The 15,084-nt window shown below is 51.1% G+C and carries 12 protein-coding genes and 6 tRNA genes; 1 reads left to right on the top strand and 17 read right to left on the bottom strand.

Annotated elements, in window-relative coordinates; translation table 11 throughout:
* Window positions 1-217: 217 nt before the first annotated feature.
* The 5 genes from lnt to miaB all read right to left on the bottom strand — a co-directional run bounded on the left by lnt (window position 218) and on the right by miaB (window position 5,929).
* Window positions 218-1,747 (bottom strand): apolipoprotein N-acyltransferase, encoded by a 1,530-nt coding sequence (gene lnt, locus NC856_RS04460; protein ID WP_264089224.1) that lies wholly within the window; start codon window positions 1,745-1,747, stop codon window positions 218-220.
* Between the two features lie 7 nt (window positions 1,748-1,754).
* The gene (gene corC, locus NC856_RS04455; protein ID WP_264089223.1) at window positions 1,755-2,633 is read right to left on the bottom strand and encodes a CNNM family magnesium/cobalt transport protein CorC; all 879 of its coding nucleotides are present in this window, start codon (window positions 2,631-2,633) and stop codon (window positions 1,755-1,757) included.
* A 119-nt stretch (window positions 2,634-2,752) separates the two neighbouring features.
* Window positions 2,753-3,223 carry an rRNA maturation RNase YbeY gene (gene ybeY / locus NC856_RS04450; protein ID WP_264089222.1) on the bottom strand — a complete coding sequence of 157 codons (471 nt, stop codon included), beginning with the start codon at window positions 3,221-3,223 and terminating at the stop codon, window positions 2,753-2,755.
* Window positions 3,220-4,275, bottom strand: coding sequence for a PhoH family protein (locus tag NC856_RS04445; RefSeq protein WP_264089221.1), 1,056 nt, complete (start codon window positions 4,273-4,275; stop codon window positions 3,220-3,222). The genes ybeY and NC856_RS04445 overlap by 4 nt, the downstream gene beginning before the upstream one ends.
* Before the next feature lie 229 nt (window positions 4,276-4,504).
* Entirely contained in the window at window positions 4,505-5,929 is a 1,425-nt protein-coding gene (miaB, locus tag NC856_RS04440) for a tRNA (N6-isopentenyl adenosine(37)-C2)-methylthiotransferase MiaB (protein WP_264089220.1), read from the bottom strand.
* A 225-nt stretch (window positions 5,930-6,154) separates the two neighbouring features.
* Between miaB and ubiF the strand changes: the two genes are divergently transcribed.
* Window positions 6,155-7,321, top strand: coding sequence for a 3-demethoxyubiquinol 3-hydroxylase (ubiF, locus tag NC856_RS04435; protein ID WP_264089219.1), 1,167 nt, complete (start codon window positions 6,155-6,157; stop codon window positions 7,319-7,321).
* A 536-nt stretch (window positions 7,322-7,857) separates the two neighbouring features.
* Here the strand turns inward: ubiF and nadS are convergent.
* The 12 genes from nadS to nagB form a co-directional block, all read right to left on the bottom strand.
* The gene (gene nadS, locus NC856_RS04430; protein ID WP_264089218.1) at window positions 7,858-8,148 is read right to left on the bottom strand and encodes a NadS family protein; all 291 of its coding nucleotides are present in this window, start codon (window positions 8,146-8,148) and stop codon (window positions 7,858-7,860) included.
* Between the two features lie 25 nt (window positions 8,149-8,173).
* Complete coding sequence (locus NC856_RS04425) at window positions 8,174-8,452, bottom strand: type II toxin-antitoxin system RelE/ParE family toxin (protein ID WP_318841715.1); 279 nt, start codon at window positions 8,450-8,452, stop codon at window positions 8,174-8,176.
* 291 nt (window positions 8,453-8,743) lie between these two features.
* Window positions 8,744-8,818: transfer RNA gene (locus NC856_RS04420), tRNA-Gln, on the bottom strand.
* Between the two features lie 6 nt (window positions 8,819-8,824).
* Window positions 8,825-8,901 (bottom strand) — tRNA-Met (locus tag NC856_RS04415).
* 55 nt (window positions 8,902-8,956) lie between these two features.
* A tRNA-Gln gene (locus tag NC856_RS04410) sits at window positions 8,957-9,031 on the bottom strand.
* 36 nt (window positions 9,032-9,067) lie between these two features.
* Window positions 9,068-9,142 (bottom strand) — tRNA-Gln (locus tag NC856_RS04405).
* Window positions 9,143-9,197: 55 nt separating this feature from the next.
* A tRNA-Leu gene (locus NC856_RS04400) sits at window positions 9,198-9,282 on the bottom strand.
* A gap of 8 nt (window positions 9,283-9,290) precedes the next feature.
* Window positions 9,291-9,367, bottom strand: a tRNA-Met gene (locus NC856_RS04395).
* 217 nt (window positions 9,368-9,584) lie between these two features.
* The gene (gene asnB / locus NC856_RS04390) at window positions 9,585-11,249 is read right to left on the bottom strand and encodes an asparagine synthase B (protein WP_264089217.1); all 1,665 of its coding nucleotides are present in this window, start codon (window positions 11,247-11,249) and stop codon (window positions 9,585-9,587) included.
* Window positions 11,250-11,568: 319 nt separating this feature from the next.
* A complete protein-coding gene (nagC, locus tag NC856_RS04385) occupies window positions 11,569-12,792 on the bottom strand; it encodes a DNA-binding transcriptional regulator NagC (protein ID WP_264089216.1) in 1,224 nt (407 codons plus the stop codon).
* Window positions 12,793-12,813: 21 nt separating this feature from the next.
* The gene (gene nagA / locus NC856_RS04380; RefSeq protein ID WP_264089215.1) at window positions 12,814-13,971 is read right to left on the bottom strand and encodes an N-acetylglucosamine-6-phosphate deacetylase; all 1,158 of its coding nucleotides are present in this window, start codon (window positions 13,969-13,971) and stop codon (window positions 12,814-12,816) included.
* A 20-nt stretch (window positions 13,972-13,991) separates the two neighbouring features.
* Complete coding sequence (nagB, locus tag NC856_RS04375) at window positions 13,992-14,792, bottom strand: glucosamine-6-phosphate deaminase (RefSeq protein ID WP_264089214.1); 801 nt, start codon at window positions 14,790-14,792, stop codon at window positions 13,992-13,994.
* Window positions 14,793-15,084 lie beyond the last annotated feature (292 nt).

Here is a 15,084-nt window from a genome sequence, read left to right as displayed (position 1 = left end):
GCACCAAATGGTGGCAGAAAACCCGAAAAGCACTGGTCTGGTGCACTTACCGCCCCAAATGCGTGCTTTCCCCGCAGTCAGCCCGCTAAAAAACATTGAAACAACCATTTACAAGGTAGTAATAAGCAATTGGCGTGCCATCTATGCGGGGAAGGGTAACGTCAGGAAGGTGAAGGCATGCGCTTACATGCCTTCATAACGAACAAAAAGAATGAAATCAGCGACGGCGCAGACTGAAAACCACTGCCGCAAAACCGCCAAGCAGGGTGATAACCCACAGCGGCCAGCCGCCGAAGCGGGCATAAGGCGTTAGTCCGCTAGCAGGTATCACCTGCGTATTCAATACGGCGCGCGTAAATTGCGGCAGACTGGCGCTGATTTCGCCATCCGGGGCAATAACCGCCGTAACGCCATTATTGGTGCTGCGCAGCAGAGGACGTCCCAATTCCAGCGCTCGCATCCGCGCCATCTGGAAATGCTGCCACGGCCCGATGGATTTGCCGAACCAGGCGTCGTTCGAGATGGTTAACAGCATGTCGGTATCTGCGCGGAAATTATCACGGAGTTGCTGACCCAGAATGATTTCATAACAGATGGCCGCGTTAAGCTTAAAACCATTCACGTTCAACTGCGGCTGGATGTAGTTGCCACGACTGAATGAAGACATCGGTAAATCGAAAAGGGGAGCCAGCGGGCGTAATAACGTTTCCAGTGGAACGAATTCACCAAACGGCACCAGATGGTTCTTGTTATAACGATTGCTGGTGGGATAGCGATAGGGCTGTTTGTCGCCCAGTACGATAATACTGTTGTAATAATCAAACTCAGCGCCGTTGCGTCGCATATCGACGATGCCGGTAATCAGACTGCTGTTATGGCTGCGAAGCAGGCTATCAACCTGCGTCAGATAGTCATCCTGACGGCTTTCGACATCGGGGATCGCCGATTCCGGCCAGATGATAATCGGCGCGGTATTCATATAAGGCTGACTGTTATCCAGATAAATATTCAGCGTATTGAGCAGTTCATTCGGGTCCCATTTGAGGGACTGAGGAATATTCCCTTGAACCAGAGCGACATTGACTGCTCGTTCGGGCAACAGATTAAACCACTGGATATAACGCAACGGCCATGGCAAGGTCAACAGCGCCAACGCGAGAACGGCGGGAGCGATTTTCCGCTGGTGTAGCGCGACCACGACAAGGCCGCTGATGCTCATCAGCATAAAAGTGATGGCATCCACGCCCAGAATTGGCGCGATTCCTTTCAATGGGCCATTAATTTGGCTATAGCCAAACTGTAGCCAGGGGAACCCGGTGAGCACCCAGCCGCGCAGAAACTCGGTCAACTGCCACAATACCGGCGCGGCAATGACAAGCCGCCACCAGGTTGTTTTCGGCCACAGCCGCGCAATCAACACGGAAAATAGCAGAGGATAGAGCGACAGATAAGCTGCGAGCAGCACGACAAGGGCAATATTGACTGGTCCCGGCATGCCGCCAAACTGGGCTATGCTGACATATACCCAGTTAATGCCGCTGCCAAACAGACCAAATCCCCAGGCGAACCCAATCCCGGCGGACTGACGAACCGTGCGGTTCAGCGTCAAGGCTTGCAGCCCTGTTAATGAAATCAGCGCCGCAGGCCAGAAATTAAAAGGAGAAAATGCCAACGTACCGGCGGCACCGGATAAAAGCGCCAGCAGGATACGAACCTGCTGGCGTTGCAGTAAAGAAGCGAAAGCCATTGCTTATTTAGTCTTCCAATTGCGGTTGAGGTGCGTTATCAGGGATTCTGACGTGAACCTGAATAATACGTCGGCTATCTGCCATCGCAACTTTAAACAGGTAACCTTCTATGTCGATGGTTTCACCGCGGGCGGGCAAGTGTCCGAAAGACTGCATGATAAGGCCGCCGATGGTATCGACCTCCTCGTCACTGAACTGGGTGCCAAAGGCTTCGTTGAAATCTTCAATATCGGTCAACGCACGCACCGTATAGGTGTGGCGGTTGAGTTGGCGAATATCACGATCTTCCTCATCGTCATATTCATCCTCAATTTCACCGACGATAAGCTCCAGAATATCTTCAATGGTGACAAGGCCGGAAACGCCGCCAAATTCATCAATAACGATGGCCATGTGATAACGCAGGGAGCGAAACTCGTTCAACATCCGGTCAACGCGTTTGCTCTCCGGCACCACCACGGCTGGACGCAGCACCTTCTCCATGCTGAAAGGTTCGGACTCGCTGCGCATAAACGGCAGCAAATCCTTGGCCATCAAAATACCTTCAATATGGTCTTTATCTTCGCTGATTACCGGAAAACGGGAATGAGCGGATTCGATAATGACATCCAGGCACTCTTCCAGAGACTGATCGCGCTTTAGCGTAATCATCTGAGATCGAGGGATCATGATGTCGCGAACGCGCTGTTCAGCGATATCCATCACCCCTTCGAGCATATCGCGGGTTGCAGGATCGATCAGATCATTTTGTTCTGAATCACGGATCAGCGTCAGCAGATCATTACGATCTTTTGGCTCGCCGTGAAAAAGCTGATTAAGAATAAGGGAAAAGAAACCCTTTTTGGGACTGGGGCTATCGCTGTTTTGAGAATGGTCGTCGCTCATGGCGTTTTAATTAAAATCACTCATGTTAAGGGATAATAATCAGAAGGCGTGAGCATCTTGGCGAAGCCTTCTGACGTACAAAGTTAAAAACCAAAATATAAATTATCGGGTTTATTCGGTCAGGCTGTTTTTTCTGCAAGATACGGATCAGCATAACCCATATTCTGCATAATCTCCGTTTCCAGCGCTTCCATTTCTTCGGCCTCGCTGTCTTCGATATGATCATACCCTAGCAGATGCAGGCTACCGTGGACAACCATATGTGCCCAGTGCGCTTCCAGCGTTTTCCGCTGTTCGAGGGCTTCGCGTTCGACAACCTGACGGCAGATGATCAAATCGCCCAGCAAGGGCAGTTCGATTTCAGGCGGCGCCTCGAAGGGGAAGGAAAGCACATTGGTTGGTTTATCTTTACCCCGGTAGGTGTAATTCAGATTGTGGCTTTCCGCTTCATCAACGATACGGATAGTCACTTCCGATACTGCCTGAAACTGGGGCAACACGCCTTCCAGCCAACGTTGAAAATCCTTTTCCTCAGGTAATCCCTGAGTTTGCTCGCTGGCGATTTGCAAATCAAGAATGACCTGACTCATTTGTGCTCCTGCGCGGAGGCGGCCAGTGCTTCACGTTTACGCTGTTCCGCCAGTTCATCTTTGCGTTTCTGTTCCGCGGTTTCCCAGGCTTCATAAGCATTAACAATACGGGCGACAACCGGATGTCGCACCACGTCTTCGCTGTGGAAAAAGTTGAAACTGATCTCTTCGACATCAGACAGTACGTCAATAGCATGACGTAAACCGGATTTCTGGTTACGCGGCAAGTCAATTTGCGTCACGTCGCCGGTGATCACCGCTTTGGAGTTAAAGCCGATGCGCGTCAGGAACATTTTCATCTGCTCGATGCTGGTATTCTGGCCTTCATCAAGAATGATAAAGGCATCATTCAGAGTGCGGCCACGCATGTAAGCCAGCGGCGCCACTTCAATGACGTTACGCTCAATCAGCTTTTCGACTTTCTCGAAACCCAGCATTTCAAACAGCGCGTCGTACAATGGCCGCAGATAAGGATCGACTTTCTGGCTCAGATCGCCAGGCAGGAAACCGAGCTTTTCACCCGCTTCAACCGCGGGACGCGTCAGTAAAATGCGACGGATTTCCTGGCGCTCCAACGCATCAACGGCGGCGGCGACGGCCAGATAGGTTTTCCCGGTTCCCGCCGGCCCGATGCCAAAGGTGATGTCGTGATCGAGCACGTTGGCAATGTACTGGGCCTGATTCGGCGTGCGTGGTTTGATCACGCCGCGTTTGGTCCGAATATTGATGGCTTTGCCATAATCAGGGATGCTTTCGGCTGATTGTTCCAGCACGCGTGATTCCTTGATAGCCAGATGAATTTGCTCTGGGTCGATATCGCCGATGGCGCCGCGAACCGGCGCCGTATCAACATACAGACGTTGAAGAATGTCGGCGGCAGCCTCAATACACAGCGATCTGCCTACCAGTTTGAATGTATTGTCCCGACGATTGATTTCGATACCCAAACGACGTTCAAGCTGCTTGATGTTGTCGTCAAAAGGGCCGCAAAGACTGAGCAAACGTTGGTTATCTGCGGGTTCAAGGGCAATCTCTTTTGTCGTTACGTTCAAATTATTCCTCTTGGAAGATTATTGAACCGGCCTTCTGTCGGCTCAGGGCTGATATCATCAGATCGCACCGTTCGGGATACGTCCTCTCAGAGGATTATTTATCGTGAATACCCGACGGTGCAAGTCACAATCATTATATTGGGATGCGGTTTCGCAAAACCAAATGCAAACAGGATGAAAAAGGGTGGCAATGCCACCCAGAGAAAAGAGGGTGAAAACGCTATACGGTTTATGGCTGGTAGATGCCGACGCCGATTTCGTTTTCCTTGCGTGTGCGGGCAATGACCGCGGATGGCGACTCATACACGCGCAGATCCATCTGATCTTCCGTACGAACCACGATACCGCGTAGCGAGTTCGGATAAACGTCCACGATTTCCACATCGACGAATTTGCCAATCATGTCCGGCGTGCCTTCAAAATTGACGACGCGGTTGTTTTCGGTGCGTCCAGACAGTTCCATCACGCTTTTGCGCGACGTGCCTTCAACCAGAATTCGCTGAATGGTGCCTTGCATACGGCGGCTGTATTGCATCGCCTGTTGGCTGATGCGTTCTTGCAAAATATACAGGCGCTGCTTTTTCTCTTCTTCCGGCACATCGTCGACCATATCCGCGGCAGGCGTTCCCGGACGGGCGGAGTAGATAAAACTGAAACTCATATCGAAGTTGACGTCGGCGATCAGTTTCATGGTCTGCTCGAAATCAGCCTGTGTTTCGCCAGGGAAGCCGACGATAAAATCGGAACTGATCTGAATGCCGGGGCGCGCGCGATGCAGTTTACGGATAATCGCTTTGTATTCGAGCGCGGTATGGCGGCGTTTCATCATTGTCAGCACGCGGTCAGAACCGCTTTGCACCGGCAGATGAAGGAAGCTTACCAGTTCGGGCGTGTCTTCATACACGCTGATAATATCGTCGGTAAACTCTATCGGATGGCTGGTGGTAAAACGAATGCGGTCGATACCGTCAATGGCGGCGACCAGACGCAACAGTTCGGCAAAAGAGCAGATATCGCCGTTGTAGGTAGCGCCACGGTAGGCGTTAACGTTCTGCCCAAGCAGGTTGACTTCACGCACGCCTTGTTCAGCCAACTGCGCAATTTCAAACAGTACGTCATCACATGGGCGACTGACCTCTTCGCCGCGCGTATAAGGGACGACGCAGAAAGTACAATATTTATTGCAACCTTCCATAATCGAAACGAATGCCGTCGGTCCTTCCGCTTTCGGTTCCGGCAGACGGTCAAATTTCTCGATTTCAGGGAAGCTGATATCCACAATCGGGCTATGGGTTCCCTGAACGTGGTTAATCATTTCCGGCAGGCGGTGCAGTGTTTGCGGGCCAAAAATCACATCGACATAGTGCGCGCGTTCGCGGATATGCGCGCCTTCCTGCGAGGCCACGCAACCGCCAACGCCAATAATCAGATTGGGGTTGAGATCTTTCAGCGCCTTCCAGCGGCCAAGTTGATGAAAGACCTTTTCCTGCGCCTTCTCACGGATTGAACAGGTGTTGAGCAGCAGAACATCGGCCTCTTCCGCGACCTCGGTTAGTTCATAACCGTGCGTACTTCCCAGTAAATCAGCCATCTTCGATGAATCGTATTCGTTCATCTGACAGCCCCAGGTTTTAATATGCAGTTTTTTTGTCATCGACTTGCCATTACTCAGTACGGGTAGGAAAGATTCCCTTGATACGGGGCGGGTATTGTAATCGTTCGCTGACGTTGTGACCAGAGCCTGAAAACGGTCAAATTTTTAACGTCTTCACTTTTATAAACTCACCGCTTTTCGGAAAAGTTAATCCGAAATCCAGTACACTGTTTTTATGTATTTTCACGGGTGTTAACGATGATAGCCAGAGAGGGATGAACCGGTATGCATTATGATGCGATTATTGTCGGGGGCGGAATGGTCGGCGCCGCCGCTGCGCTGGGTCTGGCCCGGAATGGTTTTCAGATTGCGGTTATTGAGCAGGAAGCGCCTGCCTTTTTCGATATCGACAGCGCGCCCGATCTGCGCGTTTCTGCGGTAGGCTATGCCTCTGTTGCATTGCTGAAACAGCTTGGCGCCTGGCAGCGGGTCGAACGCATGCGCAGTGCGCCGTATCGACGTCTCGAAACCTGGGAATGGGAGAATGCCCGCGTGGTGTTTGATGCGGCGGACATCCATTTACCAGAGTTGGGATTCATGGTGGAAAACCGGGTCTTGCAACTGGCGCTGTGGGAAAGTTTGTGTGAAGAGGCTAATTGTCGGCGCTATTGCCCCGCAACGCCGGCAAGCCTGCAACAAACCGGGCAGGGCTGGCGACTGCAACTTGATGATGGGCAGATGCTGACGACGTCTCTGGTGTTGGGGGCGGATGGCGCCAATTCCAGAGTGCGTCAGTGGGCTGGCATTGGCATCAGCGGCTGGCAGTATCGACAAGCCTGCATGTTAATCAGCGTCGAAATGTGCTATCCGCAACAGGATGTCACCTGGCAGCAATTTACTCCCGCGGGGCCGCGCGCGTTTCTGCCGCTGTTTGACCGTTGGGGATCGCTGGTCTGGTATGACAGCCCGCAGCGGATTCGCCAGCTTCAGGCAATGCCGTTGACGCAGTTGGATAAAGAAATTGCGGCTGCGTTTCCTGAGCGTCTGGGGGCGGTCACGTCTCATGCTGCGGGGGCGTTTCCGCTGATACGTCGTCATGCGCAGACCTATGTTCAGCCCGGACTGGCGCTGTTGGGCGATGCCGCGCACACCATCAATCCCCTGGCGGGACAAGGGGTGAATCTGGGCTATCGCGATGTGGAAACCTTACTGGATGTGTTGATCAGCGCTCGCGACGCCGGAGAAGAATGGTATTCCGAACCGGTGCTGCGCCGTTATCAGCATCGTCGCAAGCCAGACAACCTGCTGATGCAAAGCGGTATGGACGTGTTCTACAACGCGTTCAGCAACGCGCTGCCGCCGTTGGGTTTGGCGCGTAATCTGGCTTTGATGGTCGCCCAGCGAGCGGGTAAGTTGAAACAGCAAGCGTTGAAGTATGCGATAGGCGTTTAACGTATCGCTTGTTTAACGCGTCGCGCTGGGCTGCTGATAAGACAGTGTGAAGGCGCCATTTTAAGATTCTCCGTTGGTCGTTTAGGTGGCGGGAAAAATGCTTACGCAAAGGCAAACTTTTATCGCCACTTTGCCGCCGCAGATAACAAAACGGGGCGACGTCTTGCGACTGTCGCCCCGTAACTTGCTGTTTTGCCAGCTTTGTTTGGCTGGGGTACGAGGATTCGAACCTCGGAATGCCGGAATCAGAATTTATAAATGGGTAGTGTAAAATCAATCGTTCACATATAAATCAATGGGTTGCTTACCATACTTACCTGCGGTTTTTGGATCATGGAATTTTTCAGTTTTTAGGATCTAAAAAGGATCTGGTGAAGAGTTTAATAACATGAAAAATAAGTATAAATTTAATTTTACCTCCGTTGGAGAGGATTAAAATGCAGGATATCAGCGATAAATAAAAAACCCGCAAAGCCTGAACTGGTGCGGGTTTCGGCGGAGATTGACTAATTTCAGAAACTGAAAAGTGTTTCAGTTCAGATTGCGCACAATTCTTTCAGTAAAGCCGGGTTGCGCTCAAGCATCAATAATAGCTTAAGCGACGAACCAGACGGAACGCGGCGGTTTTGTTCCCAGCTTTGTACAAGCGAAGGGCTAACGCCGACTGCATCGGAAAACTCCCCTTGCGTTAATCCGCTGATCGCCCGTATGGTTTTAACATCCGGTAAATGGTGGCGGTGAACCGCTGCTGGAGCTATTTTGCCTTTTTCGATGGCCACCATTTGTTCCATACTTTCTACAAGTTGGTCAAAGAGCTCTTTTTCCATCGTCTTGCCTCGTTGGTTGAGGCCGCTACTGCGGCCTGTTTAACTGTTGTGAAATCTGGTTGAGTATTTTTTTCTCTGGCTCTGTCAGGTCGTCTTTTCGATTTTTAGAGTAAACCAGAAGTAAATAAATTTTCCCTTGTGCGGTGAGAGAGTAGTAAATAACTCGTATACCACCACGCTTTCCCTTTTCTTCCAGACCCCAGCGGATTTTCCTGCATCCTCCTGTCTTGCTGATGGTGTCACCATCTTCATGACTCTTGAGTAAAAATGCCTGAAACTTTTGATAATTATCATCATCAAGCAATTCAGACCGCTGCTTATTGAAAACCGGGTCTCTATAAATTCGAAGTATTCCATTTCCCTTCCTTGAAAATAATCATACTCGTACTTGGTACGATGAACAATGAAAAGTTGTACGGGGTACGAGTTGGATGAATGTCATGAAGTCAACAATGTTTAGCATGCTGATGTCATTAAATCCGTGACCTCAAGGTGAAGGGAGCTTTAGTTACTTATTATGTTGCCGCGCACATAACAAAACGGGGCGACGTCTTGCGACTGTCGCCCCGTAACTTGCTGTTTTACCAGCTTTGTTTGGCTGGGGTACGAGGATTCGAACCTCGGAATGCCGGAATCAGAATCCGGTGCCTTACCGCTTGGCGATACCCCAAAAATGTGGTGGCTACGACGGGAATCGAACCTGTGACCCCAGCATTATGAGTGCTGTGCTCTAACCAGCTGAGCTACGTAGCCAGATTTTACTGCTAATCTAATGGCGCTTCAATAAAAATCTTTAACATCAATTAGATGGCTGGGGTACCTGGATTCGAACCAGGGAATGCTGGTATCAAAAACCAGTGCCTTACCGCTTGGCGATACCCCAACAGGACAGCGAATTTTTCAGCAGATGTGGTGAAGATGGCTGGGGTACCTGGATTCGAACCAGGGAATGCCGGTATCAAAAACCGGTGCCTTACCGCTTGGCGATACCCCAATCAATAACAAAACACTATCAAGCTTCGAAAAGCGATGTCAAACCGTGAAAGTAATGGTGCGGGAGGCGAGACTTGAACTCGCACACCTTGCGGCGCCAGAACCTAAATCTGGTGCGTCTACCAATTTCGCCACTCCCGCAAAAAAGATGGTGGCTACGACGGGAATCGAACCTGTGACCCCAGCATTATGAGTGCTGTGCTCTAACCAGCTGAGCTACGTAGCCATCTTTTCCGCGTCACCTTCATCGGCGTTGCGGGGCGCATTATGCGTAGTTGGCCTAATTGCGTCAACAAATTTTTTCCCGAAAAGCGCTTACTCAGGGCCGTTTGTTTGGGTTGTGAACAGTATGGTGAGAAAAGCGTCAAAAAGCGGGCCGCAATGAAAAATAAACTAGAAAAACGGGCCGTTGACGGCCCGCTTCGTTGTACGAATAAATTCGGTTATTGGTAGGCGGACTGGTGTACGCCAACGGCGCGGCCTGACGGATCATCCATCTTTTTGAAGGACTCATCCCACTCAATCGCTTTGGCGGAAGAACATGCGACAGACGGGCCGCCGGGAACACATTCAGCCGCGCTAGGCACCGGGAATAACTCTTCAAACACTTCACGGTACAGATAGCCTTCTTTGGAGGTCGGCGTGTTGTACGGGAAGCGGAAGTGTGCGGTTTCCATCTGCTGATCGGTCACCTGCTGGGCTGCGACTTCTTTCAGTGTATCAATCCAGCTGTAGCCCACGCCGTCAGAGAACTGCTCTTTCTGGCGCCATGCAACGCTGTGCGGCAGGTATGATTCAAAGCACTCGCGTATAATGTGTTTTTCCATTTTACCATTGCCGCACATCTTGTCGCGCGGGTTGATACGCATGGCCACATCCAGGAATTTTTTATCCAGGAACGGTACGCGCGCTTCCACGCCCCAGGCGGACATCGCTTTGTTGGCGCGGGCGCAATCGTACTGGTGCAGCGCCAGCAATTTACGCACAGTTTCCTCGTGGAACTCTTTGGCGTTCGGCGCTTTGTGGAAATACAGGTAGCCGCCGAATACTTCATCCGCACCTTCACCGGATAAGACCATTTTGATGCCCATCGCTTTGATCTTGCGAGACATCAGGTACATTGGCGTTGAGGCGCGAATGGTGGTCACATCATAGGTTTCGATGTGATAAATCACGTCGCGAATGGCATCCAGACCTTCTTGTACGGTGAAGTGGATTTCGTGATGAACCGTACCCAGATGATCGGCCACTTCCTGCGCGGCTTTCAAGTCCGGGGAACCTTCCAGACCAACGGCAAAGGAGTGTAACTGCGGCCACCAGGCTTCGCTGCGTTCATCGTCCTCAACGCGGCGGGCGGCGTATTTTTTCGTAATGGCGGAGATAACGGAAGAGTCCAGCCCGCCAGACAACAGTACGCCGTAAGGGACATCAGACATCAGGTGGCTTTTCACGGATTCTTCCAGCGCCTCACGCAGCGCATCGGCGTCAGTTTCGTTATCTTTTACGTTTTCGTAATCGAACCAGTCACGACGATAGTATTCGCGGATTTCTCCGTCTTTGCTCCACAGATAGCTCCCCGCCGGGAATTCTTTAATCGTGCGGCATACCGGAACCAGCGCTTTCATTTCAGAAGCGACATAGAAGTTGCCGTGTTCGTCATAGCCCATGTAAAGCGGGATGATGCCCAGGTGGTCACGGCCAATCAGATAGGCGTCTTTTTCGATGTCATAGAGAGCGAAGGCGAACATGCCGCGCAGATCATCGAGAAACGCCGGTCCTTTTTCCTGATACAGCGCCAGGATCACTTCACAGTCGGAACCGGTCTGGAATGCGTAACGGTCACCGTATTGCTGGCGCAATGCCTGATGGTTATAAATCTCACCGTTAACGGCCAGAACGTGGGTGTGCGCAGCGTTGTACAGCGGTTGAGCACCGGTGTTCACGTCAACGATAGACAGACGTTCATGCGCCAGAATCGCTTTGTCGCCGGCATAAACGCCAGACCAGTCAGGTCCGCGGTGACGCATTAAACGTGATGATTCCAGCGCTTTTTTACGCAATTCAACCGGATCGGTCTTGAGATCAAGCACACCGAAAATAGAACACATAAGTTACTCCCTCATTTCGCCTGTATCGCCAAGCGCAGCTTTATTTCAGATTTAGTCAGGTTTCAAATTAGCCAGATGTGATTCACGGAGCAAACCGGGCATTCCGTGTTTCCGCATCCTGATTACAGATGCTGTGACATTGCCAATGATTTAGCATCAAAACGCCACCATAATTCAATATCATCTAATAAAAAAAGCTATCTTGCTGCGATTTCGATAATTTATTTCGCAATTTGATGAGTAATCCATAAATTAATGCAATATAAGCGCCGGATTTTTAGGGATCACATAATCCACTATGAGAGGGAAAATTCGATAATCAGTGATTTTCCAGCAAATGTTGCAGCAAAACGCCATTCAACATAGCACGCTTTACCAGTGCAAAAGCGCCGATCGCGGAAAGATGACTCAGGCTGGCGACTTCTATGGGCAGATTGATGCGGAAATCTTTCAAGACCTGGGTATTGATGCAGCGCTGTATGGCGGGCAGCAGGATCTTGTCGGCTTGCGTGATTTCGCCGGCAATCACCACTTTCTGTGGATTGAACAGGTTGATGGCGATGGAAACTGCTTTGCCCAGATATTGTCCTGCGTGTTCAATGACTTCCCTGGCCAGCGTATCGCCCCGGTTAGCGGCCTTGCAGATGGCCGTAATGGTGCAGTTGTCGGGGGAAATTTTGCTGGGGTAGCCCTGCTGTAATAAGTGTAGTACCCGCTGTTCAATAGCGGCGTTGGCGACCACGGTTTCCAGACAGCCAAAATTACCGCAATGACAGCGTTCTCCCAGTGGATCAATCTGGATATGACCGATCTCTCCAACGTTGCGGCTATTGCCGAGAAAGATCTGTCCGTTGACCAGAATACCGGCGCCGGTTCCGCGATGGACGCGCACCAGAATGGAATCCAGGGAGTCATGCGTGACGCCGAAATAGTGTTCCGCCAACGCCAGACTGCGAATATCGTGCCCGACAAAGCTGGTGACGTGGAAACGGCGTTGCAGGTTTTCGGCCAGCGGCCAGTTGTTGACATTGATATGCGGCATGTAACGGATAATGCCCGCATTGGGATCAACCAATCCCGGCAGAACTACGGAGATGGCGATAAGTTCGCGGATACGGCGCTGGTGGCTATCGATAAAGTGATTGATTGCCTTGAACAACGCGGTTTCCAATGTTTCCTGCGTTTTTTCCGGCAGATCATAATGTTCCTCCGCCAGCGATTTCCCCTGTAGATCGTACAATGCAATGGTGGCATCAAGGCGACCAAGCCGAACGGCAACGGCATGAAAAGGACGGGTTTCGGTAACAATGGAGATAGCGCGTCTGCCGCCGGTGGATGCCTGTTGATCGACTTCTTTAATCAGCCCGCGCTCCAGAAGCTGACGGGTAATTTTCGTGACGCTGGCAGGGGCAAGCTGGCTCTGTTCGGCAATCTGTATCCGTGAAATGGGACCATGCTGGTCAATCAGGCGGTACACGACCGCGCTGTTCAATTGCTTAACCAGATCAATGTTCCCTATCTGCGCTTGTCCGCCTATGGTCATGAAAAAGTTACTCGCTAGTAATCAATGTTTTATTGGCGTCAACACCTCGTCGCCGTTCACCAGGGTGTTGAGAATATGGTAATCGCGATTGAAAACCACCAGATTGGCGGCCTTACCGCTTTCGATGCTGCCTAACTGTTTGTCTATACCGATGGCGCGAGCAGGGTAGAGCGTTGCCATGCGGACCGCTTCATCCAGAGGAATACCGGCATGTTCCACGCTGTTGCGCACTGCTCCAATCATCGTAAGGGCGGAGCCGCTCAAGGTGCCGTTGTCATCCACACAGAGTCCGTTGCGGTAGTATATGGTTTTACCGGCAAAAATGAACTGCTCAATATCCGCGCCTGCCGGTGCGGTTGCGTCGGTCACCAGCACCAGTTTGTCGCCTTTGATCCGTTTACTGTTGCGGATGTTCGCCCAGTCAACGTGCAAACCATCGGCGATAATCCCGCAATAGACTTCCGGCGCATCGTAGACCGCGCCGACCAGACCGGGTTCACGTCCTGTCAGATAAGGCATGGCGTTGAACAGGTGGGTGGCGAAGCGGATGCCTGCGGCAAAACCTTGTTTGGCCTGCGCCCAGGTCGCGTTGGAATGTCCTGCTGAAACCACGATGCCCGCAGCGGTGAGTTGATGAATGACCGATGGTTTGACTTTTTCCGGCGCCAGCGTGATTTTTTTAATGACATCAGCATGTTGACACAGGAAATCAACCAGTTCTTGCGCTGGCTGGCGAATAAGCGCGGCATCATGCGTGCCTTTTTTAATCATGTTCAACCAGGGGCCTTCGAGGTGTAAACCCAACGCCTGATGACGGTGTTGCGTCAGATAGGCACGCATCACGTCCACGGCCTGTTTTATGAACGTATCGCTGGAGGTGATAAGCGTCGGCAAAAAACTGGTGCAGCCCGATTTCTGATTGGTTTGCTGCATGATTTTCAGCGTTTGCACGGAAATCGCATCCAGTGAATCGTTGAACTGGACGCCGCCGCAGCCGTTCAACTGGAGATCAATAAATCCGGGGGCGATAAATGCGCCGCCAACATCGCGTTGCGGCAGTCCGGCGGGAAGGTCGGCAGTCGGGAGAACATCCTCGATCAACCCGTTGGCAATCACGACGGCGTGATTATCCAGAACCTGGTGACCGGTAAAAATCCGGCCATTTGTTAAAGCGAACATCATCAACTCCCGGCTACAGATTAAAGATTTTTCATGTTTTCCGCTTCTAACTCACGGAAATATTTAACAGTTTTAACTTTTAGCTCCATTGTGGAAGGTTCATCGCAAACCATCAGCGCTTTGGCGTGAAGCTGCAGACAACTGATGGTCCACATATGGTTGACGTTTCCTTCCACTGCCGCCTGCAACGCCTGCGCCTTGTTGCGCCCGGTGACCAGAATCATCACTTCTTCGGCATCCAGCAAGGTGCCGACGCCCACTGTCAGCGCGAATTTTGGCACCAGATCGACATTGCCGCCAAAGAAGCGGGAATTGGCGATACGGGTTTCTTCCGTCAGCGTTTTGATCCGGGTACGGGAAGCGAGAGAAGACGCGGGTTCATTGAAAGCGATATGTCCGTCATTGCCCACACCGCCCATAAAGAGATGAATTTTGCCATAGGACTGAATTTTCTCTTCATAGCGGTGACATTCTGCTGTGATGTCTTCAGCGTTACCGTTCAACAGGTTAATGTTTTCGCGCGGAATATCAACGTGATTGAAAAAATTCTGATACATAAAGGTATGGTAGCTTTCCGGGTGATCGGCTGGCAGACCGACATATTCATCCATATTGAAGGTGACGACATGCTTAAAGCTCACCTGTCCGGCTTGATGCATTTCCACCAGGGATTTATAGGCTGCCAGCGGTGAACTGCCGGTCGGCAACCCCAGCACGAAAGGCCGATCCGCACTGGGATTGAAGGCATTGATTTTCCCTACGATATAGCGGGCGGCCCATTTGCCGACATCCGCCGCGGTGGTCAGTGGGATGAGTCTCATCAGCGATCTCCTGATTTTCCTGCGAGGTTAAACACGTTATAGCGTAAATCGCGCGAGCGGCGCGGTTTAGTTGTGAGCTAAAATCAGTCTACCTTGTTTTTTTTAATCTTGAAATAAGTTGACGTTATATTCAGATATAAACTTTTTGTATGCGGTTTTTTAGTGATTATTATCACATAATATCGGAGTTTAATTTGCGTAGCGAAATATTATTCTTACACTCGATGCCAAAGCCATGCTCTGTGGTTTGATCCGGCAGTGAGCAAGTCTAACCGGCAGTTTTATTTGCCCC

This window comes from Brenneria izbisi (assembly GCF_025840185.1).
Classification (GTDB): domain Bacteria; phylum Pseudomonadota; class Gammaproteobacteria; order Enterobacterales; family Enterobacteriaceae; genus Brenneria; species Brenneria izbisi.
The sequence above is the reverse complement of the archived record's forward strand: the minus strand, read 5'-3'. Positions and strand labels throughout refer to the sequence as shown.

Coding starts and splice junctions, on each gene's coding strand:
- lnt (WP_264089224.1), bottom strand. CDS start 1,747: ATGGCTTTCGCTTCTTTACTGCAACGCCAGCAGGTTCGTATCCTGCTG.
- corC (WP_264089223.1), bottom strand. CDS start 2,633: ATGAGCGACGACCATTCTCAAAACAGCGATAGCCCCAGTCCCAAAAAG.
- ybeY (WP_264089222.1), bottom strand. CDS start 3,223: ATGAGTCAGGTCATTCTTGATTTGCAAATCGCCAGCGAGCAAACTCAG.
- miaB (WP_264089220.1), bottom strand. CDS start 5,929: ATGACAAAAAAACTGCATATTAAAACCTGGGGCTGTCAGATGAACGAA.
- ubiF (WP_264089219.1), top strand. CDS start 6,155: ATGCATTATGATGCGATTATTGTCGGGGGCGGAATGGTCGGCGCCGCC.
- nadS (WP_264089218.1), bottom strand. CDS start 8,148: ATGGAAAAAGAGCTCTTTGACCAACTTGTAGAAAGTATGGAACAAATG.
- asnB (WP_264089217.1), bottom strand. CDS start 11,249: ATGTGTTCTATTTTCGGTGTGCTTGATCTCAAGACCGATCCGGTTGAA.
- nagC (WP_264089216.1), bottom strand. CDS start 12,792: ATGACCATAGGCGGACAAGCGCAGATAGGGAACATTGATCTGGTTAAG.
- nagA (WP_264089215.1), bottom strand. CDS start 13,971: ATGTTCGCTTTAACAAATGGCCGGATTTTTACCGGTCACCAGGTTCTG.
- nagB (WP_264089214.1), bottom strand. CDS start 14,792: ATGAGACTCATCCCACTGACCACCGCGGCGGATGTCGGCAAATGGGCC.